Genomic DNA, 25,173 nt, shown 5'->3' on the forward strand with positions numbered 1-25,173 from the left:
GCATCAGTTGAGGGAAAGGCCGCGCAGGATCGCGGCTGTTTCCTCATCCGCCGGGAAGAAGGATTCCACGGCCAGTTCCGACAGAGTGATGTCGACGGGCGTGCCGAAGACTGTGGTCGTCGAGATCAGGGATAGCGGGCCGGCCTTGGTCGAAAGCTTCAGCGGAACGGCGATGCCGGCGTGGTCGCTATGCGCGTCGTTCGCCGCTTCGGGCACCGGATAGGACAGCAGTTCTTTCAGCAGCCTTTCCAATACCGGATCGCCCGAGGCCGATATTTGCTGGCGCAGCCGGTCGATAAGGTGGGCGCGCCATTCCGGGAGGTTTGCAATGCGGGGCGCCAGTCCTTGCGGGTGCAGGCTGAGGCGCAGCACATTGACCGGGGGTTCCAGCAGGGACGGATCGGCAATGCCTGAGATGAGCGGCGCCAGCGCCGCGTTGGAGGCAACGAGGGTCCAGTGGCGGTCGATCGCGAGCGCCGGGAAAGGCTGATGAGCCTTCAACACCATGTCGATGGCGCGGCGCGCTGGTTCCAAGGCGGGATCGTCGAGCGCACGCTCGGTAAAGACGGGAGCGAAACCCGCCGCCAGCAGCAGCGGGTTCCGGTCGCGGAGCGGCACGCCGAGGCGTTCGGCAAGATGCAGCAGCATGTCGCGGCTCGGCGTCGAGCGCCCGCTCTCGATGAAGCTCAGATGCCGCTGCGAGATATCGGCCTCCAGCGCCAGGTCGAGCTGGCTCATCCGGCGGCGCTGGCGCCATTCGCGCAAATGATCGCCAAGAGAGCGGGCGGTCGGCGCCATCAGGCGGCTTCCGGCAATTGGTCGATGAAGCCGCGGACGGATTTCAGCTTGCCACCCTCAAGCTCGGCAAAATCCGTGCCCTTGATCAGTGCTTCGCCATTGGCAGGCCCGAGGCCCCAGGAGAAACGCAGATTGTCGCCATAGCCGTCAGCCGTGCCGATCAGTTCGAAACGAAAACCGGGAAAGCGGTTCTGCACGGCCTCCACCAGCGAATTGATCTGCTCGTGGCCTTCGCCGCACATCAGCGGATCGACGTAGGTTGCGGCTTCCACCCAGCTCTCGGCGATGAGAGCGCGGCGGTGAGCCGCATCCGTCTCGTTCCAGACGGCGAGGTAGCGCTCGGCATTGCTGTTTGCGTCGTTCATCGGGTCATCTCCTTTTGATCGCCCGTTCACTCCAGGCAGCGCGATCATGCGGGAAGGCGATGCGGCCTATCAATTACGTCAGAGGTAATGGAGGCGGTCAAATATTTAGGCTAAACGCCGAGCCAGACGCGCAGCGGATTTGCCGGATCGGCGAGCAGTTTGACTGCAAGGGCGACGCAGACGATGACGAGCAGCGGCTTGATGAGCTTTGCGCCGATACGCATGGCGAGCCGCGAACCGAGCTGCGCGCCGAGGAATTGGCAGACGCCCATCAACAGGCCGATCTTCCACAGTATTGCGCCGAAACTTGCGAAGACGATCAGCGCGCCGAAATTCGAGCCGAGATTGAGAAGCTTGGTGTGCGCCGTCGCCTTCAACACGCCGAAGCCGGCGAGGGTGACGAAGGCGAGCATGAAGAAGGAACCGGTGCCGGGGCCGAAGACACCGTCATAGAAGCCGATAGCCGGGACCAGTGTCAGACCGAAGGCGAAGGGCGTGATGCGGCGATGGGTATCGACGTCGTTGAGGTTCGGTTTGACGGCAAAGAAGATCGCGATCGACAGCAGCAACACCGGCATGATCGCCTGCAGGACTTGTCCGGGCACGATCGTGGCAAGAGCGGCGCCGAGCGCCCCGCCCATGACCGCCATCAGCGCCATCGGCAATTGTTCGCGAAGCTGCACGTGGCCCTTGCGGGCATAAGCGAGCGTTGCCGAGGCTGCGCCGAAGATCGACTGCACCTTGTTGGTGCCGAGCGTCTGCAGCGGCGGAATGCCGGCAATCAGCATGGCGGGAACGCTGATGAGACCGCCGCCGCCCGCGATCGAATCGACGAAACCGGCAAAGAAGGCAGCCGCGCAGAGCAGCAGAAGCAGATGAGGAGCAATGTCAGGCAAGATGGTATTCCGGAGAGCTTTCGGGTGGCTTTGTTGCATTTCCCATTCTAAGCTGCAATGGCTGCCAGAGCATGATGCCGACAAGCAGGAGCGGTTTCCCGACGGCATCATCTTCTGGGACACAGCAGAGCGCATTCGACGGCTTCCATGAGTGATATTTCCTTCGATACGGCACGACGCCACGTGCTCGGCCTTGGTTGCGAGCGCGGGACGCCCTCTGCGGAGGTTCTAGCGCTGGCGATAACGGCCCTCGATGCGGCCGGTATCGGCGGGGCGGAGCTTGCTGCCATCGCTTCCATCGACAGCCGGAGGCAGGAGGCGGCAATCCTTGCCGCTGCCGAGCATTTTTCCGTGCCGGCGTTGTTCTTCGATGCGCCGCGGCTGGAAGCGGCAACGCCGCGGCTCAAAAATCCCTCGGAGATCGTCTTTGCCCGCGTCGGCTGTCACGGCGTGGCGGAATCGGCGGCACTTGTGGCCATCGGAGCGGATGCGGAGCTCTTGCTCGGCAAAATCAAATCCGCGCATGCGACGGCGGCGGTCGCCCGCATCGGGTTGCAGAAAGCCTGACGGGCGTTATGGTGGCGGCAATTCGCGGCGCCGTCCGGCAGCTCGCGGTTTGCACATAAAGGATATTCCATGCACAAGGTCATTTATGACACGGATCCGGGCGTCGACGACGCCATGGCGCTTCTTTTCCTGCACCGCCATCCCGAAATCGATCTGATCGGTATCACCACCGTTTTCGGCAATGCCTCGGTCGAGACGACAACGCGCAATGCGCTTTTCCTGAAGCGCGAATGGAGTATCGCAGCGCCGGTTGCCAAGGGCGCCAGCGTCACCATCGATCCATCGCGCGCCGAGCGGGAATGGCCGGCGATGGTGCATGGCGACAACGGCCTCGGCGATATCGAGGTGCCGGAAAAGATTGATGTGGCACTCGATCCGCGTCCGGCGCATCGCTTCATCATCGACACCGTCCGCGCCAACCCAGGGGAAGTGCGCCTCGTCGCCGTCGGCCGGATGACCAATCTGGCACGGGCGCTGAAGGAAGACCCGGAGATTGCGGGGCTGGTCAAGGACGTCGTCATCATGGGCGGCAATTTCTATGTGCCGGGCAATGTCTCGCCGGTCGCCGAGGCCAATATCCACGGTGATCCCGAAGCGGCCGACATCGTCATGACCGCGCCCTGGAAGGTCGCCGTCATCGCCCTCGACGTCACCTCGATCACCACGATGAGCCGGAGCTATCTCGGCGAGATGGCTGCCAAGGGCGACGAGGCTGTAAAGCTGCTCGACGCACTGTCGCAGTCCTATATCGATTTCTACAAGCATGCGGTCGAAGACGGCATGATGGTGCATGACAGCTGCGCTGCGGTCTATGTCGTGGCGCCGGAATTGTTCTCGTCGATATCGGGTGCGGTGCGCGTCGTGTGCGGCGGCATTGCCGACGGCCAGACAATCATCAAGCCGGACGGTCGCCGTTTCCCGCCGGGCGACTGGGATGGTCTACCGAGCCAGATCATCTGCACCGGTATCGAATCGGAGAAAGTCATCGACCTTATCCGCAAGGCGCTGCTTCGCGTTTGACCGACTGGGAGGCCGGCTGCATCGCGGCCGGCTTTTGCGATCATATGATAATATATTCATATTGTTATTCGGATTTTCGGAGAATTCGAATCCGCTTTCTCGTAAAGTGAGTCATGGTCATCTCAGCAACTTCAAGTGAGGCGGGGCAGGCGGCGTTGACCTTGCTCCTCGCTGGGCCTAGATCAACAAAATGTTGAATAGCCAACTCTCTCATCTTCCGGCGCTGGAGCCGGGCAGCGTCTGGCTCGTCGGGGCCGGCCCCGGTGATCCCGGGCTGTTGACGCTGCTGGCTGCCAAGGGACTTTCCGAGGCTGATGTCATCGTGCACGACGCGCTCGTCAACGAGGAATGCCTGGCGCTGGCGCGGCAGCAGGCGGTGGTGGAATTTGCGGGAAAACGCGGCGGCAAGCCTTCGGCGAAACAGCGCGACATCTCGCTACGGCTGGTTGAGCTGGCGCGGGCCGGCAAGCGAGTGCTGCGGCTAAAAGGCGGCGACCCCTTCGTCTTCGGCCGTGGCGGCGAAGAGGCGCTGACGCTGGTCGAGCACAACATCCCCTTCCGCATCGTGCCCGGCATCACCGCCGGCATCGGTGGGCTTGCCTATGCCGGCATTCCGGTGACACATCGCGACATCAACCATGCCGTCACCTTCCTCACCGGCCATGATTCCTCCGGCATCGTGCCCGACAGGATCAACTGGGAGGCGATCGGCCGGGGTTCACCTGTCATCGTCATGTATATGGCGATGAAACATATTGCCGAGATCAGCGCCCGGTTGATCGCCGCCGGCCGGCCGCCGTCCGAACCCGTTGCCTTCGTCTGCAACGCCGCCACCGGCCGGCAGCAGGTGCTGGAAACGACGCTTGGCGACGCGCCCGAGACAGTCGCCGCCTCCGGGCTCGAGCCGCCAGCGGTGGTCGTCGTCGGCGAGGTGGTGCGGCTCAGAGCCTCGCTCGACTGGCTCGGCGCCCTGGCGGGCCGGCGCCTGCAATCCGATCCATTTCGCCGGTCCGGCCAGGTGCTGATATGAGCGGCCTTCTGATCGCAGCCCCTTCCTCCGGCGCCGGCAAGACGACGGTGACGCTCGGGCTGCTGAGGGCGCTGCGCCGACGCGGCGTTGCGGTGGCACCCGGCAAGGCCGGGCCGGATTACATCGATCCCGCTTTCCATGCGGCGGCAAGCGGCACGCCTTGCCTGAATTTCGATCCCTGGGCGATGCGCCCGGAACTGATCTCGGCCAATTCAGCCCTTCACCGCTCCGGCGACCGCATCCTCGTCATCGAGGCGATGATGGGACTTTTCGACGGAGCGGCCGACGGAAAGGGGACGGCGGCCGATCTTGCCGCCCAGCTCGGCCTCTCCGTGGTGCTGGTCGTCGATGCCTCGCGCATGTCGCAATCGGTGGCGCCGCTGGTATCAGGATTCGCCGGCTTTCGCGCCGATGTCCGCGTTGCCGGCGTCATCCTCAACAAGGTCGGCAGCGAACGGCATGAGGCGATGCTGCGCCACTCGCTCGAAGCGATCCGCATGCCTGTTGTCGCCGTGATCGCCAGCGACAAGACGCTTGCCTTGCCGGAGCGCCATCTCGGCCTCGTCCAGGCCGGTGAACATGCGACGCTTGAGAATTTCATCGACCATGCGGCGGACGCCGTTTCCGAGGAATGCAATTTCGAATTCCTGCTGCGCATCGCAAGGCAGGGGCTCAACCGGCCGTCTGCCGCCAATATCGATCGGCTGATGCCGATCGGCGCCCGCATCGCCGTGGCGCGCGATGTCGCCTTCGCCTTTTCTTACGAGCATATGCTGCTGGGGTGGCGCCGCCGCGGGGCCGATATTTCCTTCTTCTCGCCGCTCGCCGACGAGGCGCCGGCCGGCAACGCCGATGCGATCTATCTGCCGGGCGGTTATCCCGAGCTGCATGCGGGACGGCTCTCCCAAGCGCAGAATTTCCGCGCCGGCATGCTCGATGCGGCGGCGCGCGGCATCAGGATCTACGGCGAGTGCGGCGGCTACATGGTGCTCGGCGATGGGCTGATCGATGCCGAGGGCAAGCGCCATGAAATGCTCGGCCTGCTGCCTGTTGTCACCAGCTATGCCGAGCGCCGGCGTCATCTCGGCTATCGCCGTGTGACACCGCTCGACGGCGCCTTCTTCGCGCGGACGATGACGGCGCATGAATTCCACTATTCCAGCGTTGTTTCCGAGGGCGAGGGAAAGCGGCTGTTTGCCGCACAGGACGCTTTGGGAACCGATCTCGGTGCTGTCGGGCTCCGGCGCGGCCAGGTAGCTGGCTCCTACATGCATCTGATCGATCTTGCGAGAGCGGCCGCGTGAGCGCGCCGATCGCCCACGGCGGCGGCATTACCGCCGCAGCCGCTGCTTTCGGCGGCAGGCCGGAAGACTGGCTCGACCTTTCCACCGGCATCAACCCCTGTCCCGTCGCCCTGCCTGACATCCCGGCAATGGCCTGGCACCGTCTGCCGGACAGGCATCTCGTCGACGAGGCAAGATTTGCGGCGCGCGATCATTATGGCAGCGGAGCGATCCTGCCGCTGCCGGTGCCCGGGACGCAATCCGTGATCCAGCTCCTGCCGCGCCTGCTTCGACAGGGAGGCCGGGGCGCCGCGACGGACGACAGGGTCGCCGTGACGGACAATAGGATTGTCGTGGTATCGCCGACTTACGGCGAATATGCGCGCGCCTTCGCCTCTGCCGGTTTTGTCGTCGATGCGGTCGATGATATTGCTGCGACCGGCGGTGAACACAGGCTTGCGGTCGTCGTCAATCCGAACAATCCGGACGGCAGGGTCTGGCCGGCCAAAACGCTGATCGGCCTGCACGACAGGATGAAAGCGGCAGGCGGGATTCTCGTCGTCGACGAGGCCTTCGGTGATGCCGATCCGGCGCGGAGCCTCGCAGCCCACGCGCAAGAGCTCTCCAACCTGATCATTTTCCGCTCCTTCGGGAAGTTTTTCGGGCTTGCCGGCCTGCGGCTCGGTTTTGCAATCGCGCGCGAGGATATTCTGGCTCGTATCGAGGACTGGCTTGGCCCTTGGGCGGTCTCCGGCCCGGCGCTGTCGCTGGCCGCCTCGCTGTTTCGCTCCGACGTCTCCGCGATCCGCCACTCTCTCGATAAACGTAGCGCCGCGCTGCAGGCGACGCTGACTTCGGCCGGGTTGAGGATCAGGGGAGGAACGGCATTGTTCACCCTTGCCGCCGATAGCAGGGCGAGCGACATTTACACGCATCTTTGCCGGCATCATATTCTCGTCCGCAAGTTCGATTATGCGCCGGATTGGCTGCGGTTCGGCTTGACGCCCGATCCGGCGGCGGACAGGCGGCTTGGCGAAGCCCTTCAGGGATTTGAGCGATGACGATCGACGAAAACCTTCTTGTGCTGCTTCTGGCGCTGCTGCTCGACCGGATCGCCGGCGATCCGCAGTGGCTGTGGTCACGCGTGCCGCATCCCGTCGTCATGTTCGGCGTGGCGATTTCCTATGCCGACCAGCAGCTCAATCCCTCAAGCCTTACGGGCTCCCAGCGCCGGATGAACGGCGTCGCGGCAATCCTGGCGCTGCTGCTGCTGTCGATCGCCGCGGGCTTCGTGTTCGATCGGTTCTTCGCGCTCTTCGGCCTTGCCGGCCTCGTGCTGGAGGCCGGTCTGGTGGCGATTTTCCTGGCGCAGAAGAGCCTTGCCGATCATGTCGCGGCCGTCGCGACCGCCTTGCGCGGCGAAGGGCTCGCCGGCGGCCGGAACGCTGTCTCCCGCATCGTCGGCCGCGATCCCGAAACGCTCGACGAGCCGGCCGTCTGCCGCGCGGCGATCGAAAGCCTTGCGGAAAATTTCTCCGACGGCGTCGTGGCGCCGGCCCTATGCTATGCCATCTTCGGCCTCCCGGGCCTGCTTGCCTATAAGATGCTGAACACGGCCGATTCGATGATCGGCCACAGATCGGAAAAATACATCGATTTCGGCTGGGCCGCTGCCCGGCTCGACGATATCGTCAACTGGCCGGCCGCGCGGCTCTCCATCCTGCTGATCGCCGCCGGGGCCTGTATCCGGCGCGGCATGAGCCCCTGCCGCGAGGCGATCCGCGTGGCGATGCGCGACGGCGGCCTGCACCGCTCGCCGAATTCCGGCAGGCCGGAGGCGGCCATGGCCGGCGCCCTCAATGTCCAGCTCGCCGGACCGCGCATTTATGGCGGTGTCGTCGTGACGGAGCCGATGATCAACAACCCGGGGCGGGACGTCGCCACCGCCGCGGACATTGAAGACGGCGTGTCGGTGTTCTATGCCAGCTGCATGGTGCTCACCGGTCTGATCTTCGGGTTGTTTCTGTGTTTTCTGTAGGGCGCCACGCAGCGCGTCCACGCCCCGGTGGACAGCTCCGCCGCAAAGGTTTATGCGAAGCGCCTCATATCTCATCAGACCGGAAGCAGAGCGATGACAGTTCAGGTTGAATTACCGTGCCCGAAGTGCAAGAGCACCAAGATGAAGTTCGAGCGGCCCGAAATCCGGGAGACCGATATCATTACCTGTGCCGCCTGCGGTCACAATCTCGGCACGATGGCCTCTATCCGCGAGAAGATGAACAAGGCCTATCAGCGCGTCAGCCGGCCTGCGGCCGGGCGCAAGCTCCAGTAGGTTAGTTGCTCACGGCTTAAACGTGTTAAAATTGTGATTACCATTCGGATTAAAGCAATATAGAAAGTATTGGCTTAGTCTCTCTGTCGTGAGGGCGCAATAAACTGCGCGGGTGCGAAGAGGGGCTATCATGAAGACGATTTTGGCGGCTGCGGCCGCAAGTTTATTGCTGCAGTTTTTTCCCGTTGCCGCCGAGGCAGCAATGCTGGTTGCCAATATCAGCATCGGCAAGCAGACGATGACCGTCACCGAGAACGGCTTCGTCAAGTATCGCTGGAAGGTTTCGACCGCACGCAACGGCTACGTCACGCCCACCGGTTCGTGGAGCGCCAAGTGGCTGTCGCGCGATCATCGTTCCCGGAAATACGACAATGCGCCGATGCCCTACGCTGTGTTCTTCAACGGCGGTTACGCCGTTCACGCCACTTTCGACCTGAAGCGCCTGGGCCGGCCGGCCTCGCATGGCTGCGTCCGCCTGCATCCCGACAATGCGGCCGAGTTCTTCTCGCTGGCGCGTCAGGCCGGCCTTGCCAATACCCGTGTGGTGATTACGCGCTGATTTTCTTTTCCAGCTCATCCATGCCGGGGACGACGATATGCCGGATGTTCTCGATGCGGATGACTTCCTCTTTGCGCAGCCGGGTCAACTGGCGGCTGACGGTTTCGATCGTCAGCCCGAGAAAATCGGCGATGTCGGCGCGCGATAGCGGCAGATCGAAGGCGGTGCTGGTGGCCGTTTGCGGCTCGGCATGCGTGGCGATGAGGTGGAGCAGGCTTGCGACCTTCTCCTCGGCGGTGCGCCGGCCGAGCGTCAGCATCCATTCGCGCGCGGCATCCAGCTCCTTCAGTGCCTGATCGTGGAGGCTGCGCTGCAATTCCCTAGTCTCTGATATCATGCGGTCGAGCAAGTTGCGGGGGACGACGCAGATTTCGGCATCGGTCGCAGCCTCGGCCGACAGCGTGCTCTCGCGCACGAAAGGCCTGCCGACGAAATCTGGGGCGAATTGCAGGCCGACGATCTGCTGGCGACCGTCCGGCATCACCTTGCAGAGCTTCACCACCCCGCGCATGATGTTCGAATAGAAAGAGCTTTCCGACGCTTGAGCGACGATCTCAGAGCCCGCATCGACCTTGCGGCGCAGCGAATGGCGGCCGAGCTCTCGCAACTGGCTGCTCGACAAGGCGCCACAGACGACGCCGTGCCGGGCCTGGCAGGAACGGCAAGCGACGGGCGTGCCGGCCTCGGAAACCTTACTGCGTGCGACGTCCATTTCCTGATCCCTTCGAAATCCGGATGCACCCGGCATGCCCGGGCATGGCTGGCTCTTCCGAGACGATTACGCCGCGATTGCGAGTTGGTTCGGCTATCCCGATTTCTTCCCGCGTCGCTTGATGATTATCAAATTTTCGGGGCCTGCGATTTGATCCAGATCAACTGTCCGGGCTTGCGGCTCCGGCCGGGGGCGCTTGCTTCGAGGCGAGGCCGTCCGCGGCTTTGATTCGGATGCTTGTTGCGCCGTCGGCGCAGGGGCTGCAGCGGCATCGCCCCGCCTCGGGTGACGGGAACGGCCTGCATTCCATTGCTGTTTAGGCAACACCCCGCCGGCAAATTGCCGCAACGCCGGGACGAAAGCATTGGCTTTTGAAATGGATTTGCCTATGAGGAGGTTTAAATCGTCATTTCATGAGGTACAGCGCGTGACCGCTACATTCGATAAAGTTGCCGACATTATTGCAGAAACCAGCGAGATCGACCGCGCGACGATCACGCCGGAGAGCCATACGATCGACGACCTCGGTATCGACAGCCTCGATTTCCTCGACATCGTCTTTGCGATCGACAAGGAGTTCGGCATCAAGATTCCGCTCGAAAAGTGGACGCAGGAAGTCAACGAGGGCAAGGTTTCCACCGAAGAATATTTCGTGCTGAAGAACCTCTGCGCCAAAATCGACGAGCTCAAAGCAGCCAAGGCCTGAGGACATAACCGTCTTTTTTGAGCGCCCTGCCGCCTGACTATGGCGGCTGGGCGGTTTCGTTCCTAACTAGGCGTCACCGGCGGGCGGATCTGGCCTGTCGGGCCGGAGGATCCGAATGCTGCTGGAATATTTCCAGATGATTGACCGCGTCGAAGCGGTGGACCTGAAAAAGGGCACGCTGAACGCGCGATCCGTCGTGCCGGCCAAGAGCCCTGTCTTCGAGGGTCATTTTCCCGGCATGCCGCTCGTTCCCGGTGTGCTGTTGATCGAGACCATGGCGCAGGCCTCCGGCATGCTGGTGCTTGCCGTCACCAACTTCGCCGCCATGCCTTTCCTGATGTCAGTCGACGGCGCCAAGATGCGCACGTTCGTCGAGCCGGAAGCCGTGCTCGACATCGAGGCGGTGCTTGAGCACGACGGTTCGGGTTTCGCGGTTACCAAGGCTAAAATCACCAGCGCCGGCAAGAAGGTCTGTGATGCGCAGCTGAAGCTTCGCACCATGCCGTTTTCCGAAGTGCCGCTCGGCGATATCGTCAAAAAACGTGCCGGCGAGATCGGGCTTCTCGAAGCGATCGCGGCGCAGGGAGTGGTTGGATGAGCAAGGCTGCAAACGACGTCGTCATCTCAGGCATCGGCATCGTCACCTGTCAGGGCGTCGGTAAGGATGCGCATATCGCGCTGCTTTCGGCGGCAAGCGCGCCGAAGGCGATCGTCGAGACTGAGAAGTTCAAGCCCTATCCGGTGCATCCGCTGCCCGAAATCGACTGGTCGCAGCAGATCGCCAAGCGTGGCGACCAGCGCCAGATGGAGAACTGGCAGCGCATCGGCGTCTTCGCCGCAGGCTTGGCACTCGACGATGCCGGCTTCAAAGACAATCTCGAGGCCTGTGGCACGATGGACATGATCGTAGCGGCCGGCGGCGGCGAGCGCGACATCAATGTCGATACGCTGATTGTCGACGAGGCGCTGAAGCGCAACGACCGCGAATTGCTGCTGAACGAGAAGCTGACGACAGAGCTCAGGCCGACGCTGTTCCTCGCCCAGCTTTCCAACCTGCTCGCCGGCAACATCTCGATCGTGCATAAGGTCACCGGCTCGTCGCGTACCTTCATGGGCGAGGAAGCGGCAGGGATTTCAGCCGTCGAGACCGCCTTCTATCGCATTAAATCAGGCGAATCCTCGCATGCGCTGGTCGGCGGCGCCTTCGCAGCGGAGCGGCCGGATATGATCCTGCTCACCGAAGCGATCGGCGCCCATGCGCGCGGCGACTGGGTGCCGCTCTGGTCGCGCAAATCAAGCGACGGCGGCGGCATGATCACTGGTTCGGCCGGCGCCTTCCTGGTGCTGGAATCGCGCCAGCATGCGGAAGCGCGCGGCGCGCATATCTATGCTGTCATCGATGCGGTCGAGGGCGACCGCGGCAACCGCAATGCCGGCAATCTCGAGGTCCGGCTGGAGCGGCTTTTAGCACCCGCCACCGGGCTTGCCGCCGAAAGCACGGCGATCTTTTCCGGCTCGACCGGCATGCACGATCTTGCCGCCCGCGAGCGGGCAGTGCTCGAACATCAATTGCCCGGTGCTGCAATCCGTGGCTTTGGCGGCGTCACCGGCCATACGATCGAGACGCAGTTCACGCTGGGTCTGGCGCTTGCAGCGCTTGCCGTCGACGGCAAGGCCAAGGTTCCGGCCTTCGATGCTGCCCATGAAGCGCCGATGCGGGCAGGCGCCACCGCCGCCGTCGTGACCGCGGTCGGACACCAGCGCGGCGAGGGCGTTGCCGTCCTTTCCGCAAATGCGTGAGGAGTGAAAGATATGACAGCTTCCGCTTACAGGGATCACCTCGGCCGTCCGATCGTGGCCGTGACCGGCATGGGTATCATCACCTCGCTCGGTCAAGGCCTCAGCGACAACTGGGCAGCGCTTTCGTCAGGCACCTCGGGCATCCACGAGATCAACCGTTTCCCGACCGAAGGATTGTCGACGCGGATCGCCGGCACCGTCGATTTCATCGGCATCCCGGCCCCGAATGCCGTCGAGCGCTCCTACGCCTTCGCCCGCGAAACGACGATCGAGGCGCTTGCCGATGCCGGCCTTTCCGGCGATTTCAATGGCCCGCTTTTCCTCGCCGCTCCGCCGATCGAGCCGGAATGGAGCGCCCGTTTCGAGCTTGCCGACCGTTCGCCGGCCTCCGAGCATCCTGGTGATGCTTATGAACGTTTCCTGACGGCGTTGCGTCAACGGCCAGATCCGGCCTTCCATGAGGCGGCCCTGTTTGGCGCGATTTCGGAGCGGCTTGCCGACCGGTTCGGCACGCGCGGCCTTCCGGTCACGCTGTCGACGGCCTGCGCCTCCGGCGTTACGGCGATCCAGCTCGGCATCGAGGCGATCCGCCAGGGCCGCACCGATCGCGCCCTGACGGTTGCAACCGACGGCTCTCTCAGCGCCGAAGCGCTGATCCGCTTCTCGCTGCTGTCGGCCCTTTCGACGCAGAACGATCCGCCGACCAAGGCATCCAAGCCGTTCAGCAAGGATCGCGACGGTTTCGTCATCGCCGAAGGTGCGGCGACGCTGGTGCTGGAATCGCTGGAAGCGGCGGTCGCCCGCGGCGCCAAGGTGCTCGGCATCATGAAGGGCGCCGGCGACAAGGCAGACAGCTTCCACCGCACCCGCTCCTCGCCGGACGGCGGCCCGGCGATCGCGACGATCCGCGCGGCCCTTGCCGATGCCGGCATCGACGAAAGCGGCATCGGCTACATCAACGCGCACGGCACCTCGACGCCGGAGAACGACAAGATGGAATATGGGGCGATGTCGGCCGTCTTCGGCGAGCGGCTCGTCGGCATTCCGGTTTCCTCGAACAAGTCGATGATCGGCCATACGTTGACGGCGGCGGGCGCCGTCGAGGCGGTGTTCTCGCTGCAGACGATGCTGACAGGGACGCTGCCGCCGACGATCAACTACACCAATCCCGATCCGTCGATCGTTCTCGATGTCGTGCCGAACAAAAAGCGGGAAGCGCAGGTTTCCGCCGTGCTTTCCAACTCCTTCGGCTTCGGCGGGCAGAATGCCAGCCTTGTCATGGCGCTCGAACCGGCTTAAGCGGTTCCCGACACATTTTTGAGATGAGATGAAGCCTACAGCATCGGCCCGAAAATCGGGCGATTTTCGGAAAGCCTGATGCGTAGATTTAAAGAGTTAGAGCGTCCTTTGTGCGTCCGAACGGACGCACGGCGCTCTAACGGCGAGGGATTTTGCCATGCGCGCTTTGCAACTGATCGATGACCGCAAGCTTGAGATCACCGACCTGCCGGAACCGGATGCGCCTGCCGCCGGTGAGGTGACGCTGCGCGTCAAGGCGGTGGCGCTCAACCATATCGACGTCTGGGGCTGGCGCGGCATGGCATTCGCCAAGCGCAAGATGCCGCTGGTCATCGGTGCGGAGGCTTCCGGCGTCGTGGAAGCGATCGGCCCGGGTGTCGCCAACGTGCTGCCGGGACAGCTCGTTTCCATCTACGGTGCGCGCACCTGCGGCCTTTGCCGCCCCTGCCGCGAAGGCCGCGACAATCTCTGCGAACATGTCTCCGGCGTGCACGGCTTCCATCTCGACGGCTTTGCGCAGGAGAAGGTCAACCTTCCCGCGCGGCTGCTGGTGCCGGCTCCTCCCGGCGTCGACGCGATCGGCGCGGCACTCGCTCCCGTCACCTTCGGCACGGTCGAGCACATGCTGTTCGACAATGCCAAGCTTGAACCTGGCGAAACGATCCTCGTCCATGCCGGCGGCTCCGGCATCGGCACGGCAGCGATCCAGCTTGCCAAGAAAATCGGCTGCACTGTCATCACCACGGTCGGTTCGGACGACAAGATCGAAAAGGCCAAGGCGCTCGGTGCCGATCATGTCATCAACTACCGCACGGACCGCTTCGAGGGCGTGGTGCGCAAGCTCACCAAGAAGAAGGGCGTCGACGTCGTCTTCGAACATGTCGGCAAGGATACCTGGGCGGGTTCGATGCTCTGCATGAAGCGCGGCGGGCGGCTCGTCACCTGCGGCTCTACCTCGGGTGTTTCCACGGATATGAACCTGATGATGCTGTTCCAGCAGCAGCTGAAGCTTTTCGGCTCCTTCGGCTGCCGCATGGAGAACATGGCGGATGCGATGCAGAAGATGGGCCGTGGACTCGTCCATCCCGTCATCGATACCGAGGTCAGCTTCAGCGATATCGATCGGGCGCTGGAGCGGATGGAATCGCGCCAGATCTTCGGCAAGATCATTCTGAAAATGGATTGAGCCCCAAGTGAAGCTCCTCATCACCCGGATCGTTCTGGCGCTCAGGCACTTCCAGCAATGGCTGGTGGCGCAGGTGATGTTCGGCTTTCTGAATGTGCTGAAGCTGTTTCCAGCTGATGGCGCGATTCGCTTCGCCGACAGGATGACGCGCCGACTCGGCCAGCGGACGCGCCGCCACAAGCTGATGCTCGTCAATCTGCGCAACGCCTTCCCTGAGAAAAGCCAAGCTGAGATCGAAGAGATCGCGCTCGCAAGCTGGGGCAATATGGGCCGGCTGGCGGCCGAATACGTCTTCCTCGACCAGCTGTTCGACTATGATCCCGCAAATGCCGAGCCGGGCAGGGTGGAGGTGTCGGGCATCCCGATCTTTCTCGATCTGCGCGACAATCCGCGCCCCTTCATCGTCTTTACCGGCCATACCGCCAATTTCGAGCTGCTGCCGGTGGCCGGTGCCGCCTTCGGGCTTCATGTGACCGTGTTGTTTCGGCCGCCGAACAATCCCTATGTCGCCAAGAAGGTCTTCGATTTCAGGAGCGCGCGGATGGGCAAGCTGGTGCCGTCGCATGCCGGCTCCTCCTTCGCGCTCGCCCGTCAGCTGGAAGTCGGCCAAGGCGTGGGCGTGCTCGTCGACCAGAAATTTGGCAAGGGGCTGAAGGGCACCTTCTTCGGGCGCGACGTCAAGACCAATCCGCTGCTGCCGAAGCTGGTGCGCCAGTTCGACTGCGAGGTCTATCCGGCGCGCTGCATCCGGCTGCCAGGCAACCGCTATCGGCTGGAAATCGAGCCGCGGCTGGAAATGCCCCGCGACGCCAAAGGCAATCTCGACCTGCCGGCTGCCGCGCAGCTGCTCAACGACAAGGTGGAAAGCTGGGTGCGGGAATATCCGGAACAGTGGCTCTGGTATCACGACCGTTGGCAGATCAAGCAGACGCTCAGCTCCTAAAGCGCGACGCGATCTATCGGATTCGCTCTCGCGCGTCAGTTCTTTGTTTTGGTGCATGTCGTTATCTGCAAAACCGCGACACGCTTTTGCGCGACATGCTTTCAGAATATCCACCCCAATTATCAGCGGTGAAAAGCGGCAATGGTCTCGGATTGAAACTGAGTGCATTTTTATGTTACCCGTCACTACCAGGACGCGAATAATGTCTACCGAAGGGCGCATTTTTCGAAATGTGCAGCCATAATAGGTCTCGGACCGTCTCTTGGGCCAATGGGAGTTGGGCGTCTTGCTGGAGCTTTTTCGAGCTTTTTCCTTGCGTTGCACGCAGATAGAGGAAGCCATACGCCTGGGTGATGATAAGCGCGTCACGGCGCTCGACGGCCATGTCGAGCCGCTGGTCGAGGCAATCCTCGCCCATCAAGCGGTCAATCTGCTCGAAGTCTACATGCAGCTGCAGTTTGTGACTCATCTCATCGGCCAAGACGCCGACGACAGCGCCAGCGTTACCGAGCACACGACGGTGCTTTCCTACCTGCTTGACCGCTATTTCGGCACGCATGGCCCGGACTGGCGCGTGCCGTCGCCGCAGGACGTGCGCATCGAGCCACCGCCGGCCTATGTGCCTGATACCGACAACGGCCAGTTTCTCAATTCGGCGATCCTCGAAAGCCTACCGGACCGGGTGGTGGTGCTGACCAGGGATTATCGCTTCCTCTATTCCAACCCAGCCAACTGCGCCTATCTCAACAAGAAGCCGATGGAACTCATCGGCCGCCATCTTTCCGAATTCATCGGAGAGGAGCTGTTTGCCGCGTGCGCCAAATACAAGCTCGACGACTGCTTTGCCGGTGAGCAGATCGAATACGCCTATGAGTGTCCGAACGGCAGCGGCGGACCGGGGCAAGTGCGCTGTCGCATGTCGCCGCTACGCGATGTCGGCGGTACGGTGATTGGCGCGCTGCTCGTCATGGAGGATATCGAGCCACAGCAGCCAACTGGCTGATCAATAGCTGGCCGCAACCAGCCAGGCACCTTCAGGCAGTCGCCCAGACGGCGAGTTCATATCCGTCGCGGTCGAGGAAATGGAAGCGGCGGCCTCCGGGAAAATCGGTGATCGGCCGGACGATGGTGCCGCCGGCTCTCTCGACCGACGTCAGCACCTCTTCGAGATCCCTGGCGTAGACGACAACCAGCGGGCCACCCGGTCGAACGGGGCCGAAATCGGTGAAGCCGCCCTTCAGCCGGCCATCGTCGAATTCGCAGTAATTGGGGCCGTAATCGGTGAAACGCCAGCCGAAGGCCGAGCCGTAAAAGGCTTTGGCGGCGGCGATGTCGGCAACGTTGAATTCGACATAATCGATGCGGCGATCGTGGTTTTCTGACTTCTCGGACATCTATCTCTCCATCAGGGCTTTCAGCATGGCGAGATCCTTCTCGACATGGGCGGCATCGGCTGAGAACTGCGCATCGGTCATGCCGGGCAGGCGCAACAGCGTGAACATGACCTCGCAGCCGTCGCCGTTCGGCACGATGCGCAGCGCATTATAGACCCGGAGACCAGATTCGATCGTCACCGTGTGGTCGATCACGCCGAATTCATTGGTCTGCACGAAGCTCACTTTAACGGTGCCAAGCGCGCCATGGGCAATCCAGTCGGCGCCGTTCGGCTCGAGGCCGCTCGCAAGGCCAGAGGCCCAGAGCGGCATGTTCTCCGGCTTGCCGGCGAAATCATAGACGTCGCGCCAGTCGCGCTCGATTGATTGGTGGATGATTTTCGCGGGCATCGTCGACATGGCTTGCAGGTCCTCGATATTGGGTCTTGCTGTCATAACAGGCCGATCCGCGGCGTCTTGAACAAAACGGTCGGCCCGGCCTTTTCGGCATGCTGAGTTGGCCAAGAATGGCGCCAGGTGTCAGGCCCGAGAGCTCGCCGACCTCGCGCGTCATGTGAGCCTGGTCGGCAAAGCCCGCTTCGAGTGCAAGATGGGCAAGCGGTATCGTGCCTGTCCTGCGGCAGAGGTCGAGGAAACGCTGGAACCGACGGATCCGTTCCAGCGTCTTGGCGCCATAGCCGAAATGGTGGTGACAGCGGCGGCGCAGCTGCCTTTCGCTCATGTCGAGCCGGCCGAGCAGCCCGGACGCCGGGCGGCGGCCGTCGGCAGCGGCGAAGATCACGGCGGCATCCTCAGCGGGTTCGTCCGCATCGCGCACGGCCTCTTCGAGCAGGCGGCCGAATAGCGCCATGGCATCGGCTGGATCGGGGCAATCGCCAAGCCGTGCCTCGAATTCGGCCGCGTGCTCCCAGCCGATGTCGGCAAGCGGCACCGAACAGCCGACCAGCGCCGAGAGCGGCGTCTTCAGCCAGGGTGCCGCGGCGCCCGGCGCAAAACGTGCGCCGATGACCGTGGTGCCCGGCCGGAGAGTGGGAAAGGCCGCCGTCCTGTCGGGCCCGGCGACTGCCAGCCGGCCATCGATCCAGAGGAGGTCGCAATAGCCGTCCGGCACGATCGCCACCTTTGCCGGCGGTCCGTCATGGAGCGCATGCGACCAGAACCGGTTGAAATGGCGTCGCAGCGCCGGCGGCGGCGCATATTCGCGGTAGCGGCCGGCACGGGCAGCGAGCAGCGCCGTATCTTTTCGTCTTTCCGGTGCCAAGACAGTATCTCCCGAAACGCCGATGATACCATCAGATAGGGCATCAAGGGCAGGTCGTGCGAAAACTTGGTTGCCGATGAGCGGGCGCAAGTGGTTGTCGGACAAGTCGGGATATTGCAAGCGTCATTTCATTGCTTTTGCGAACCGATTAGACCCTTGCGAGACTTGCCGTTTGACCGAGACAGTGCCACAACACCGGTCCAAATGACACATCGGAGGTTTGTCGTGGAAAAGGCAGAAATCGGACTGATCGGTCTTGCGGTCATGGGCTCCAACCTGGCGCTCAACATCGCGGAGAAAGGCAATAAAATTGCGGTCTTCAACCGTACGCCTGAGAAAACCGACGAATTCTACGAAAGCGCCGGCGATCTGAAAAAGCAGATTATTCCCTGCAAGACGATCGAAGAGTTCGTCGATGCAATCCGGCCGCCGCGCCCGATCATCATCATGATCAAGGCGGGGGATGCCGTCGATCAGCAGATGGAGGCGTTGCGCCCGCATCTGTCCAAGGGCGACATCATGATCGATGCCGGCAACGCCAATTTCCGCGATACCGTCGCGCGCTTCGACCGCCTCAAGGACACTGATCTCACCTTCATCGGCATGGGTGTTTCCGGTGGCGAAGAAGGTGCGCGCCATGGCCCGTCGATCATGGTCGGCGGCACGGAAGACTCCTGGAAGCGCGTCGAGAAGGTGCTGACCTCGATTGCCGCCCGCTACAATGACGAACCCTGCGTCGCCTGGCTTGGCAATGACGGCGCCGGTCATTTCGTCAAGACCATCCATAACGGCATCGAATATGCCGACATGCAGATGATCGCCGAAATCTACGGCATCCTGCGCGACGGCCTCGGCAAGAGTGCCTCCGACATCTCCGGCATCTTCGGGGAATGGAACAAGGGCCGGCTGAACTCCTACCTGATCGAGATTTCCGAGAAGGTGCTTGCGGCGACCGATCCGGTTTCCGGCGGCCCGATGGTCGACATGATCCTCGACAAGGCCGGCCAGAAGGGCACCGGCAAATGGTCGGCGATCGAAGCGCAGAACATGGGCATTCCGGCAACGGCAATCGAAGCCGCGGTCGCCGCCCGCAGCCTCTCCTCGATGAAGTCGCAGCGCGAAGCGGCGGAAAAGATCTTCGGCACGCAGGCCGTTTCTTTCCCGATCGCTTACGGTCCCGAGCTGAACAAGGATCTGGAACTGGCGCTCTTTGCCGCCAAGATCGGCGCCTATGCCCAGGGCTTCGCGGTGATGGCGGAAGCCTCGCGTGAGTTCAACTGGTCGCTGCCGATGCCGACCATTGCCCGGATCTGGCGCGCCGGCTGCATCATCCGCTCGCAGTTCCTCGATGAGATCACCTCGGCCTTCACCAAGGCGCCGGACGCTGCGAACCTCATCGTCACGCCCGCCTTCTCCGACATGGTCAAGGAATCGATCCCGGCGCTGCGCCGCGTCGTTGCCGCCGCCATCTCAGCCGGCCTGCCGGTGCCGGCACTGACCTCGGCACTCACCTATTTCGACGCCTACCGCCAGGGCAGGGGCACGGCAAACCTCATCCAGGCGCAGCGCGACTTCTTCGGCGCCCACGGCTTCGATCGCCTGGACGGCAAGGATTTCCACCACGGCCCCTGGGGCAGCGGTGCGGCGAGCTTCTAAGGTTTGCCGAGAAGAGATCGAGGAAGAGTCCGGCCGTTGCGTCGGGCTTTTTCACAGCCCACAGCCGCCCGGCACCAGTCTTGATCCGGCGTTCGCCGCGGAATTCCGGTGTTTTCCAGCGCTGGATGGGGCTGTATCCGCATTCCCCATCCAGTGCCCATCGGCCCGGCTAGATCGGTTGACCGACGTCGATGCGGTTGCCGTCGGGATCTTCGAACACAAAGGCCCGCAATCCGTAGTCCTTGTCCTGAAGGCTTTTGATGATCCTCAGCCCATATTGTCGGCAAAGCGCATGCAGTGCGTCGACATCGTCCACGATCAAATGCGCGACATTGAAGTCCGCAGCCTTGTGGGTCGGCTGCAAGGTGAGATGCAGCTCGCCCTGATCGCGCTTCAGGATCATAAAGCCGACAGGATTTCCGTTCTCGAATATTTTCTTGAAGCCGAGGACATTGGCGTAAAAGTCGTAGGCCTTGGTCATGTCCTTGACTGGCAGCATGGCGGCAATTCGTCCGAAACGAACACCGTGATCGGCGATATCATTCATCGCAGAACCTCTGATTGCGAAGACGCACACAGCCTCCGGACGGTGCCGGCAGAGATGTTACGCTCCGATGTTTCGATCAGCAGGACGGTGCCCACGGGCCTTAGTTTATATCCTCGGATAATCTCCGGCGGAAGAGGGCAACGGATTCCCGCAGGATTCTCTCGGATCTACGACATTTCGTTTCAATGGGGTAAGACACTGCTTGCGCGAGACAACACGCCTGGGAATTGACAAAGATGCTCATCCGAATCGAGACGCCTGATGATATCGACGCAATCCATGATCTGACATCGATTGCTTTTGAGCCGATGGCTTACAGCGACGGCACGGAAGCGGCGATCATTGGGAGGCTTCGCGCCAGCGGCGATCTGACGGTGTCGCTGGTTGCCGAAGAGGACGGCGAGATTCTCGGGCATGTCGCGTTTTCGCCGGTAACGATCGACGGCATCCATGCGGGTTGGTTCGGGCTCGGCCCGATCTCGGTCAAGCCGGACAGGCAGCGGCAGGGCATCGGCAAGGCGCTGATCGCCAGCGGGCTGGAATTGCTGGAGGAGATGGGCGCCAGCGGATGCGCGCTGATCGGCAATCCCGACGTCTATCGCGGCGCGGGCTTCAGCAGCGACGGGAGACTCAGCTATCACGATCTCGATACGCGGCTCGTCCGACACATTGTCCTCCACGGGCCGGCGCCGAGCGGTACGCTTCGGTTCGCTCCGGCGTTCGAAAGCTAGATGTTCAACAGAAGGCGATGACATTTCCGGAACCGGCGCGATCACTCTCCGAACCGAGCGGCCAATTCTCCGGAAACCCGAGATCGATGATTTCGAAGCCTATGCGAGGCTGATGGCTTCGCCGCGGTCGGCCGGAATGGGCGGCCCGTTCGATCTCAGGGCCGCGTGGGGGATGTTCTGCCACGACGTGGCGCTCTGGCAGCTTTTCGGGCATGGGGCTTTGATGATCGCGCTTGCCGAGAGCGGCGAATGCGTCGGTCAGGTGGGGATCAATCATGGGCCGCTCTTTCCGGAAAAGGAACTGGGGTGGTTCGTCTATGGGCCATGAGGGCAGGGGTTATGCGACCGAGGCGGCCCTGGCGCTGCGGGACTGGGCCTTTTCGACGCTCAAGTTGCCATCGCTGGTAAGCTATATCGCTCCCGGCAATGCCGCATCCGTTGCCGTTGCGGAGCGGCTTGGGGCGCGTCTCGATCCCGCAGCGCCCCGAACCGTTCCTGCCGATCTTGTCTATCGTCACTCGGCCTCGTGAGATCAAGTTCGCAGGCGTAAGGCGGTTGACGGACGTCTCAATCCTTACATCTTGATAGGTCAGGATCGGGCTCTGCAAGAGATGGGGTGCCGGATGACGGACGCGAAGCGTGAACATTGGGACGAGGTCTATCGCACGAAAGCGGCCGACAGCGTCAGTTGGTATCAGCAGACGCCCGGGCCTTCGTTGCATGTGCTCGATGAGCTGCAACTGCCGGCCTCGGCTTCGCTGATCGATGTGGGGGCGGGGCATCGAGCCTTGTCGACCGTCTCGTCGAGCGCGGCTGGTCCGATCTCACCGTGCTCGATATCGCCGCGCCGGCCCTCGACGTCGCCAAGGCGCGGCTCGGGGACGAAGCCGTTCGAATCACCTGGTTGGTTGCCGACGTCACCGCATGGAAACCTGATCGCCGGTACGATGTATGGCACGACCGGGCCGTTTTTCACTTCCTGACCGATCCCGGGCGGCGGCTGGCCTATCGCCATGCGCTCGAAACCGGTACGGAGCCGGGAAGCATCATGATCATCGCGACCTTCGCGCCGGACGGGCCGGAGCGGTGCAGCGGTCTGCCGGTCCAGCGTTACGACGCGGCAGCGCTTGCGACCGAATTTTCGTCCGCCTTCGCGCTCGAACGCGAGTGGCGTGAGGAGCACACGACACCCGGCGGCGGCCGGCAGTCTTTTCAGTGGTGTGTCTTTCGCCGGCGCTGAGAAAGCGGACGGAGCGGTTACTTTGCTTCCAAGCGATCGAGGATGAAATCCGCCCGTTCAGCAACCGCGATTTTCGGCAGCGTGACGACGTCGTAGCCAAGCGTTGGGTAGATCGCGGCAAGCCGGCTATATTCTGCGACCGCCTCGTCAAAGCCGTGGCGGCGCTCGGGGTCGGTGAGATAGATTTCCGGCCATGGCGGGGTGATAAAGACCCTGGTGTTATAGCGGTGGAAAGCGCTCAATTTTTCCAGGATCGGTTCTCCGGTCAGGTGCTGAAGCGCCGACGCGGCATCGATCAGCCCACGATCGAAAAAGGTCCAGCCGGCCTGCCCGCGCGCCGCCGCGTGGTCGGCCGCCGCCATCTCGATCGCGCGGCGGGCGAAGGCCGCGATGTCGATCCAGGGCAGGGCCGCGCCGTCGCCTTCGAGCTCCTGCTTGACGATCCGTCGGCCAGGCTCTTCGACGATCGCATGACCGCGACGGCCGAGTTCAGCAAGCAGGGTCGACTTTCCGCCGCCGGAACATCCGGAAATGAGCACCAACCTGTTCATGATTTAGCCGGCCCGGCCCGCGCGCGCCACGCCATGTTCCACCAGCCGGTCGATGACTTCGGCATAGCTGATGCCGCTTGCCGCCATCGCCTTGGAATACATGCTGATATCGGTGAAGCCGGGGATGGTGTTGAGCTCATTGATGACGAAGCGCATATCCGAGGTCAGGAAGAAATCGACGCGCGCCATTCCATCGCAGCCTACGGCCCGGAAGGCTTCTGCCGCTGCGTCGCGCATGGCGGCTTCGACCTCGGCCGGCAGCTCGGCCGGCACCTTCAGCGCCGCGCCGTTCTCGTCGATATATTTGGCATCGTAATTGTAGAAGCCGTGGCTTTCCGCCGGGACGATCTCGCCGGGGCGTGAAACGAAAAGCTTTCCAGCCGCATCCTCCAGCACGCTGAATTCGATCTCGCGGCCGGTAATAAACTCCTCGGCGAGCAGGGTGCGATCGTGGCGGAAGGCTTCGGCAAGAGCGCCTGCGAATTCTTGGCTGGCATGAACCTTGGCGACGCCGATCGACGATCCCTGGCGCGCCGGCTTGATGAACAGCGGCAGGCCGAGTTCGTTCTCGAGCGCTGCGAGCGACGGGGTCGTCCCTTCATGGATCGTCACGGCGCGGGCGACCGGTAGGCCGGCCGCCCTGAGCAGCCGCTTGGCGATCTCTTTATCGAGCGCTGCGGCCGAGCCGAGGATGCCGCAGCCTGCAAGCGGCACACGCGCCACCTGCGCCACCCCCTGTACCGATCCGTCTTCGCCATGGAGGCCGTGCAGCACGGGAAACAGCATGTCGATCGCCGCCAACTCATGCGGTGCGCCATTAGCAGGGATCGCCATTACCCGGCCGCAGCCGCCCGGCACGAGGCAGATTTCCGTGCCCGATGAAGGTGTCGCCAAGGCGCCGTCCACGAAGCTGCTCGTGAGCCACCGCCCCTCGCGGGTGATGAAAATAGGAAAGGCGTCATACTTCTCGGGCTTGAGCGCACCCATGACGTTGGCTGCTGAGAGCACGGACACCTCGTGCTCGGCCGAGCGGCCGCCGAAAAGCACGGCGATGCGCAGCCTGTTGGGGGAAGGGGTCATGTAAGCCTCCGGAAGGGTCAGGTTTTGAAAGGGTCAGGCGTCGACAGATATGCCGCGATTGGCGAAGAAACGGTCGAAGACGGCAAGCGGCAGCGTCACATCAGCCTGGCTTGCCTCGTCATGGCCGGACGGGTTGTGGAAGCGGATCGCCTCGTCGCTCGCCGCCGTCACCAGCACCAGATGACCGCCCTTCGACGGCGGCTGGCGCTCTGGCCAGCGGATGCCCGAATGCACAGAGGCGATAAGGAAGCGCCGCTTTGATAGAAGCTCTGGAATGGCAGACGTCTCGACGCCTGTCACCGTCTCCGCGCTCAGCGCGAATCGGTCGGCGGCAAAGCGGACGAAGGGTGCGTAGATCAGCCCCTTGATCGAAGCATCGATCTCGTCGACGACATAACCGCCATAGGCCGTGCAGGCGCGGGCAAGCTCAAGGGTCGGATGGATCTCACCGCGGGCGGCAAGGATCATCTTCAGGCAGGCCATGCCGCAGACATTGACTGCCCAGCGCGCATATTCCTCGATCGTCGCGGCGCCGGAATGGCGCCAGAGCGGATCGCCGAGCAGGGCCTGCGCCCCCTCGGCAAGCACCGGCAGCGTCATGCCGGGTGTTTCCCATTGGCTGAAATAGGGCACGCCGCTCTGCTGCTGCATTCTGTCGATATCCCCGTGGCTCGCTGCGAGATGGCGGGCAATCTTGGCTTTTTTTCGAGCGTGCCGAGGAATGTGGAGGAGGGCTGACCGGGCCTCCTGGTCGGCCTCACGCCGATATTTGACGATGAGTGAAAGCTCTTCATTTGAGTCTGGCGGCGGTCGCGTTTGCGCCAATTGTTGATATTGCGATCGCCTTCAAAGCCGATAGTATCCGTAGCATTCTACGTCTGCCCCAAGCCGAGGAGCACATGATGCGGGACGATGAAGCCAACCCTAGTCTTGCTCTTGGCCTTTACAGGTCAGCGTACTTGTTGGCTTTATCGTCATTGTCACATATTTCTTCTGGGAGATGTTCAGCGCGACCGCTGCCGTTAATCGGCTTTCAGTTGCAGCAAACAATTTCCACTACATTGAGCGGTGTGATTCCAACGGCAATCTGATTGACACAGGCGAACCTAACTGCGTTGATCTGGGTGATTATCTGCTCATAAATGGCCCTGTTCTCAAGGCTCTTCGAAGAGCATGTGCCTATGGTTCAACACCGGCTATGCTGATCCTTGAGAAAG

General features: G+C 62.6%; 27 protein-coding genes and 3 pseudogenes. 19 read left to right on the plus strand and 11 right to left on the minus strand.

What is annotated here, in order from left to right; genetic code table 11:
* Positions 1 to 3 precede the first annotated feature (3 nt).
* The 3 genes from MF410_RS06175 to MF410_RS06185 all read right to left on the minus strand — a co-directional run bounded on the left by MF410_RS06175 (position 4) and on the right by MF410_RS06185 (position 2,059).
* Positions 4 to 798: a helix-turn-helix transcriptional regulator gene (locus tag MF410_RS06175; RefSeq protein WP_097625806.1), complete on the minus strand. Its 795-nt coding sequence runs from the start codon at positions 796 to 798 to the stop codon at positions 4 to 6.
* The gene (locus MF410_RS06180) at positions 798 to 1,163 is read right to left on the minus strand and encodes a nuclear transport factor 2 family protein (RefSeq protein ID WP_097625805.1); all 366 of its coding nucleotides are present in this window, start codon (positions 1,161 to 1,163) and stop codon (positions 798 to 800) included. Before MF410_RS06180 ends, MF410_RS06175 begins: the two co-directional genes overlap by 1 nt.
* 110 nt (positions 1,164 to 1,273) lie before the next feature.
* Positions 1,274 to 2,059, minus strand: a complete 786-nt coding sequence (locus tag MF410_RS06185) for a TSUP family transporter (protein WP_097625804.1) — start codon at positions 2,057 to 2,059, stop codon at positions 1,274 to 1,276.
* Positions 2,060 to 2,206: 147 nt separating this feature from the next.
* Here MF410_RS06185 and MF410_RS06190 point away from each other — a divergent pair, with 147 nt between their 5' ends.
* The 8 genes from MF410_RS06190 to MF410_RS06225 all read left to right on the plus strand — a co-directional run bounded on the left by MF410_RS06190 (position 2,207) and on the right by MF410_RS06225 (position 8,850).
* On the plus strand, positions 2,207 to 2,626 hold the full coding sequence (locus tag MF410_RS06190; RefSeq protein ID WP_097625803.1) for a cobalamin biosynthesis protein: 420 nt from the start codon (positions 2,207 to 2,209) through the stop codon (positions 2,624 to 2,626).
* A gap of 69 nt (positions 2,627 to 2,695) precedes the next feature.
* A complete protein-coding gene (locus MF410_RS06195) occupies positions 2,696 to 3,646 on the plus strand; it encodes a nucleoside hydrolase (RefSeq protein WP_097625802.1) in 951 nt (316 codons plus the stop codon).
* A 190-nt stretch (positions 3,647 to 3,836) separates the two neighbouring features.
* On the plus strand, positions 3,837 to 4,676 hold the full coding sequence (gene cobA, locus MF410_RS06200) for a uroporphyrinogen-III C-methyltransferase (protein ID WP_097625801.1): 840 nt from the start codon (positions 3,837 to 3,839) through the stop codon (positions 4,674 to 4,676).
* The gene (locus tag MF410_RS06205; RefSeq protein WP_097625800.1) at positions 4,673 to 5,980 is read left to right on the plus strand and encodes a cobyrinate a,c-diamide synthase; all 1,308 of its coding nucleotides are present in this window, start codon (positions 4,673 to 4,675) and stop codon (positions 5,978 to 5,980) included. Before cobA ends, MF410_RS06205 begins: the two co-directional genes overlap by 4 nt.
* Positions 5,977 to 7,020 carry a threonine-phosphate decarboxylase CobD gene (cobD, locus tag MF410_RS06210; RefSeq protein WP_097625799.1) on the plus strand — a complete coding sequence of 348 codons (1,044 nt, stop codon included), beginning with the start codon at positions 5,977 to 5,979 and terminating at the stop codon, positions 7,018 to 7,020. Before MF410_RS06205 ends, cobD begins: the two co-directional genes overlap by 4 nt.
* Positions 7,017 to 7,997, plus strand: a complete 981-nt coding sequence (gene cbiB / locus MF410_RS06215) for an adenosylcobinamide-phosphate synthase CbiB (protein ID WP_097625798.1) — start codon at positions 7,017 to 7,019, stop codon at positions 7,995 to 7,997. Before cobD ends, cbiB begins: the two co-directional genes overlap by 4 nt.
* A 93-nt stretch (positions 7,998 to 8,090) precedes the next feature.
* Positions 8,091 to 8,291, plus strand: coding sequence for a hypothetical protein (locus tag MF410_RS06220; protein ID WP_003594021.1), 201 nt, complete (start codon positions 8,091 to 8,093; stop codon positions 8,289 to 8,291).
* A 130-nt stretch (positions 8,292 to 8,421) separates the two neighbouring features.
* Positions 8,422 to 8,850 (plus strand): L,D-transpeptidase, encoded by a 429-nt coding sequence (locus MF410_RS06225; RefSeq protein ID WP_097625797.1) that lies wholly within the window; start codon positions 8,422 to 8,424, stop codon positions 8,848 to 8,850.
* Here the strand turns inward: MF410_RS06225 and MF410_RS06230 are convergent.
* Complete coding sequence (locus MF410_RS06230; protein ID WP_239620272.1) at positions 8,840 to 9,562, minus strand: Crp/Fnr family transcriptional regulator; 723 nt, start codon at positions 9,560 to 9,562, stop codon at positions 8,840 to 8,842. The genes MF410_RS06225 and MF410_RS06230 overlap by 11 nt on opposite strands.
* A gap of 427 nt (positions 9,563 to 9,989) precedes the next feature.
* Here MF410_RS06230 and MF410_RS06235 point away from each other — a divergent pair, with 427 nt between their 5' ends.
* From MF410_RS06235 to MF410_RS06265, 7 genes are all read left to right on the plus strand, one after another.
* Positions 9,990 to 10,268, plus strand: coding sequence for an acyl carrier protein (locus MF410_RS06235; RefSeq protein ID WP_003540486.1), 279 nt, complete (start codon positions 9,990 to 9,992; stop codon positions 10,266 to 10,268).
* 115 nt (positions 10,269 to 10,383) lie between these two features.
* The gene (locus tag MF410_RS06240; protein ID WP_097625795.1) at positions 10,384 to 10,866 is read left to right on the plus strand and encodes a 3-hydroxyacyl-ACP dehydratase FabZ family protein; all 483 of its coding nucleotides are present in this window, start codon (positions 10,384 to 10,386) and stop codon (positions 10,864 to 10,866) included.
* A complete protein-coding gene (locus MF410_RS06245; protein ID WP_131711501.1) occupies positions 10,863 to 12,068 on the plus strand; it encodes a beta-ketoacyl-ACP synthase in 1,206 nt (401 codons plus the stop codon). The genes MF410_RS06240 and MF410_RS06245 overlap by 4 nt, the downstream gene beginning before the upstream one ends.
* A 12-nt stretch (positions 12,069 to 12,080) precedes the next feature.
* Positions 12,081 to 13,367 (plus strand): beta-ketoacyl-ACP synthase, encoded by a 1,287-nt coding sequence (locus MF410_RS06250; protein WP_012557954.1) that lies wholly within the window; start codon positions 12,081 to 12,083, stop codon positions 13,365 to 13,367.
* Between the two features lie 157 nt (positions 13,368 to 13,524).
* The gene (locus MF410_RS06255; RefSeq protein WP_097625793.1) at positions 13,525 to 14,553 is read left to right on the plus strand and encodes a zinc-binding dehydrogenase; all 1,029 of its coding nucleotides are present in this window, start codon (positions 13,525 to 13,527) and stop codon (positions 14,551 to 14,553) included.
* Between the two features lie 7 nt (positions 14,554 to 14,560).
* Positions 14,561 to 15,496 (plus strand): lipid A biosynthesis lauroyl acyltransferase, encoded by a 936-nt coding sequence (locus tag MF410_RS06260; protein WP_097625792.1) that lies wholly within the window; start codon positions 14,561 to 14,563, stop codon positions 15,494 to 15,496.
* 286 nt (positions 15,497 to 15,782) lie between these two features.
* Positions 15,783 to 16,499, plus strand: a complete 717-nt coding sequence (locus tag MF410_RS06265; protein WP_097626051.1) for a PAS domain-containing protein — start codon at positions 15,783 to 15,785, stop codon at positions 16,497 to 16,499.
* A gap of 31 nt (positions 16,500 to 16,530) precedes the next feature.
* Here the strand turns inward: MF410_RS06265 and MF410_RS06270 are convergent, their stop codons facing one another.
* From MF410_RS06270 to MF410_RS06280, 3 genes and pseudogenes are all read right to left on the minus strand, one after another.
* Positions 16,531 to 16,890, minus strand: a complete 360-nt coding sequence (locus MF410_RS06270) for a VOC family protein (RefSeq protein ID WP_003594033.1) — start codon at positions 16,888 to 16,890, stop codon at positions 16,531 to 16,533.
* Positions 16,891 to 17,289 carry a polyketide cyclase gene (locus tag MF410_RS06275; protein WP_097625791.1) on the minus strand — a complete coding sequence of 133 codons (399 nt, stop codon included), beginning with the start codon at positions 17,287 to 17,289 and terminating at the stop codon, positions 16,891 to 16,893. It lies immediately after the preceding gene.
* A gap of 79 nt (positions 17,290 to 17,368) precedes the next feature.
* A pseudogene (locus tag MF410_RS06280) lies at positions 17,369 to 18,151 on the minus strand (DUF6597 domain-containing transcriptional factor); the annotation flags it as partial.
* A 204-nt stretch (positions 18,152 to 18,355) separates the two neighbouring features.
* Here MF410_RS06280 and gndA point away from each other — a divergent pair.
* Positions 18,356 to 19,807: an NADP-dependent phosphogluconate dehydrogenase gene (gene gndA / locus MF410_RS06285; RefSeq protein WP_179610373.1), complete on the plus strand. Its 1,452-nt coding sequence runs from the start codon at positions 18,356 to 18,358 to the stop codon at positions 19,805 to 19,807.
* Positions 19,808 to 19,976: 169 nt separating this feature from the next.
* Here the strand turns inward: gndA and MF410_RS06290 are convergent, their stop codons facing one another.
* Positions 19,977 to 20,354 (minus strand): VOC family protein, encoded by a 378-nt coding sequence (locus MF410_RS06290; RefSeq protein ID WP_097625789.1) that lies wholly within the window; start codon positions 20,352 to 20,354, stop codon positions 19,977 to 19,979.
* Between the two features lie 236 nt (positions 20,355 to 20,590).
* Between MF410_RS06290 and MF410_RS06295 the strand changes: the two genes are divergently transcribed.
* The 3 genes and pseudogenes from MF410_RS06295 to MF410_RS06305 all read left to right on the plus strand — a co-directional run bounded on the left by MF410_RS06295 (position 20,591) and on the right by MF410_RS06305 (position 22,325).
* Positions 20,591 to 21,085: an N-acetyltransferase gene (locus tag MF410_RS06295; protein ID WP_097625788.1), complete on the plus strand. Its 495-nt coding sequence runs from the start codon at positions 20,591 to 20,593 to the stop codon at positions 21,083 to 21,085.
* A gap of 22 nt (positions 21,086 to 21,107) precedes the next feature.
* Positions 21,108 to 21,615, plus strand: a pseudogene (locus MF410_RS06300) (GNAT family N-acetyltransferase).
* A gap of 93 nt (positions 21,616 to 21,708) precedes the next feature.
* Positions 21,709 to 22,325: pseudogene (locus tag MF410_RS06305) on the plus strand (class I SAM-dependent methyltransferase).
* Between the two features lie 17 nt (positions 22,326 to 22,342).
* Here the strand turns inward: MF410_RS06305 and MF410_RS06310 are convergent.
* From MF410_RS06310 to MF410_RS06320, 3 genes are read right to left on the minus strand one after another with little or no spacing between them, the layout of a single operon-like run.
* Positions 22,343 to 22,876, minus strand: a complete 534-nt coding sequence (locus MF410_RS06310; protein ID WP_097625786.1) for an AAA family ATPase — start codon at positions 22,874 to 22,876, stop codon at positions 22,343 to 22,345.
* 3 nt (positions 22,877 to 22,879) lie between these two features.
* Positions 22,880 to 23,956: a D-alanine--D-alanine ligase family protein gene (locus MF410_RS06315; RefSeq protein WP_097625785.1), complete on the minus strand. Its 1,077-nt coding sequence runs from the start codon at positions 23,954 to 23,956 to the stop codon at positions 22,880 to 22,882.
* A 33-nt stretch (positions 23,957 to 23,989) separates the two neighbouring features.
* Positions 23,990 to 24,607 carry a C39 family peptidase gene (locus tag MF410_RS06320; RefSeq protein WP_097625784.1) on the minus strand — a complete coding sequence of 206 codons (618 nt, stop codon included), beginning with the start codon at positions 24,605 to 24,607 and terminating at the stop codon, positions 23,990 to 23,992.
* Between the last annotated feature and the right edge of the window lie 566 nt (positions 24,608 to 25,173).

This window comes from Rhizobium sp. C104 (assembly GCF_022354505.1).
GTDB classification, from domain to species: domain Bacteria; phylum Pseudomonadota; class Alphaproteobacteria; order Rhizobiales; family Rhizobiaceae; genus Rhizobium; species Rhizobium redzepovicii.

Excerpts from the sequence above, each read along its gene's own strand:
- MF410_RS06175 (WP_097625806.1), bottom strand. The coding sequence starts at position 798 with ATGGCGCCGACCGCCCGCTCTCTTGGCGATCATTTGCGCGAATGGCGC.
- MF410_RS06180 (WP_097625805.1), bottom strand. The coding sequence starts at position 1,163 with ATGAACGACGCAAACAGCAATGCCGAGCGCTACCTCGCCGTCTGGAAC.
- MF410_RS06190 (WP_097625803.1), top strand. The coding sequence starts at position 2,207 with ATGAGTGATATTTCCTTCGATACGGCACGACGCCACGTGCTCGGCCTT.
- MF410_RS06195 (WP_097625802.1), top strand. The coding sequence starts at position 2,696 with ATGCACAAGGTCATTTATGACACGGATCCGGGCGTCGACGACGCCATG.
- cobA (WP_097625801.1), top strand. The coding sequence starts at position 3,837 with ATGTTGAATAGCCAACTCTCTCATCTTCCGGCGCTGGAGCCGGGCAGC.
- MF410_RS06205 (WP_097625800.1), top strand. The coding sequence starts at position 4,673 with ATGAGCGGCCTTCTGATCGCAGCCCCTTCCTCCGGCGCCGGCAAGACG.
- cbiB (WP_097625798.1), top strand. The coding sequence starts at position 7,017 with ATGACGATCGACGAAAACCTTCTTGTGCTGCTTCTGGCGCTGCTGCTC.
- MF410_RS06220 (WP_003594021.1), top strand. The coding sequence starts at position 8,091 with ATGACAGTTCAGGTTGAATTACCGTGCCCGAAGTGCAAGAGCACCAAG.
- MF410_RS06225 (WP_097625797.1), top strand. The coding sequence starts at position 8,422 with ATGAAGACGATTTTGGCGGCTGCGGCCGCAAGTTTATTGCTGCAGTTT.
- MF410_RS06230 (WP_239620272.1), bottom strand. The coding sequence starts at position 9,562 with ATGGACGTCGCACGCAGTAAGGTTTCCGAGGCCGGCACGCCCGTCGCT.
- MF410_RS06240 (WP_097625795.1), top strand. The coding sequence starts at position 10,384 with ATGCTGCTGGAATATTTCCAGATGATTGACCGCGTCGAAGCGGTGGAC.
- MF410_RS06245 (WP_131711501.1), top strand. The coding sequence starts at position 10,863 with ATGAGCAAGGCTGCAAACGACGTCGTCATCTCAGGCATCGGCATCGTC.
- MF410_RS06250 (WP_012557954.1), top strand. The coding sequence starts at position 12,081 with ATGACAGCTTCCGCTTACAGGGATCACCTCGGCCGTCCGATCGTGGCC.
- MF410_RS06255 (WP_097625793.1), top strand. The coding sequence starts at position 13,525 with ATGCGCGCTTTGCAACTGATCGATGACCGCAAGCTTGAGATCACCGAC.
- MF410_RS06270 (WP_003594033.1), bottom strand. The coding sequence starts at position 16,890 with ATGTCCGAGAAGTCAGAAAACCACGATCGCCGCATCGATTATGTCGAA.
- MF410_RS06275 (WP_097625791.1), bottom strand. The coding sequence starts at position 17,289 with ATGTCGACGATGCCCGCGAAAATCATCCACCAATCAATCGAGCGCGAC.
- gndA (WP_179610373.1), top strand. The coding sequence starts at position 18,356 with ATGACACATCGGAGGTTTGTCGTGGAAAAGGCAGAAATCGGACTGATC.
- MF410_RS06290 (WP_097625789.1), bottom strand. The coding sequence starts at position 20,354 with ATGAATGATATCGCCGATCACGGTGTTCGTTTCGGACGAATTGCCGCC.
- MF410_RS06295 (WP_097625788.1), top strand. The coding sequence starts at position 20,591 with ATGCTCATCCGAATCGAGACGCCTGATGATATCGACGCAATCCATGAT.
- MF410_RS06310 (WP_097625786.1), bottom strand. The coding sequence starts at position 22,876 with ATGAACAGGTTGGTGCTCATTTCCGGATGTTCCGGCGGCGGAAAGTCG.
- MF410_RS06315 (WP_097625785.1), bottom strand. The coding sequence starts at position 23,956 with ATGACCCCTTCCCCCAACAGGCTGCGCATCGCCGTGCTTTTCGGCGGC.
- MF410_RS06320 (WP_097625784.1), bottom strand. The coding sequence starts at position 24,607 with ATGCAGCAGCAGAGCGGCGTGCCCTATTTCAGCCAATGGGAAACACCC.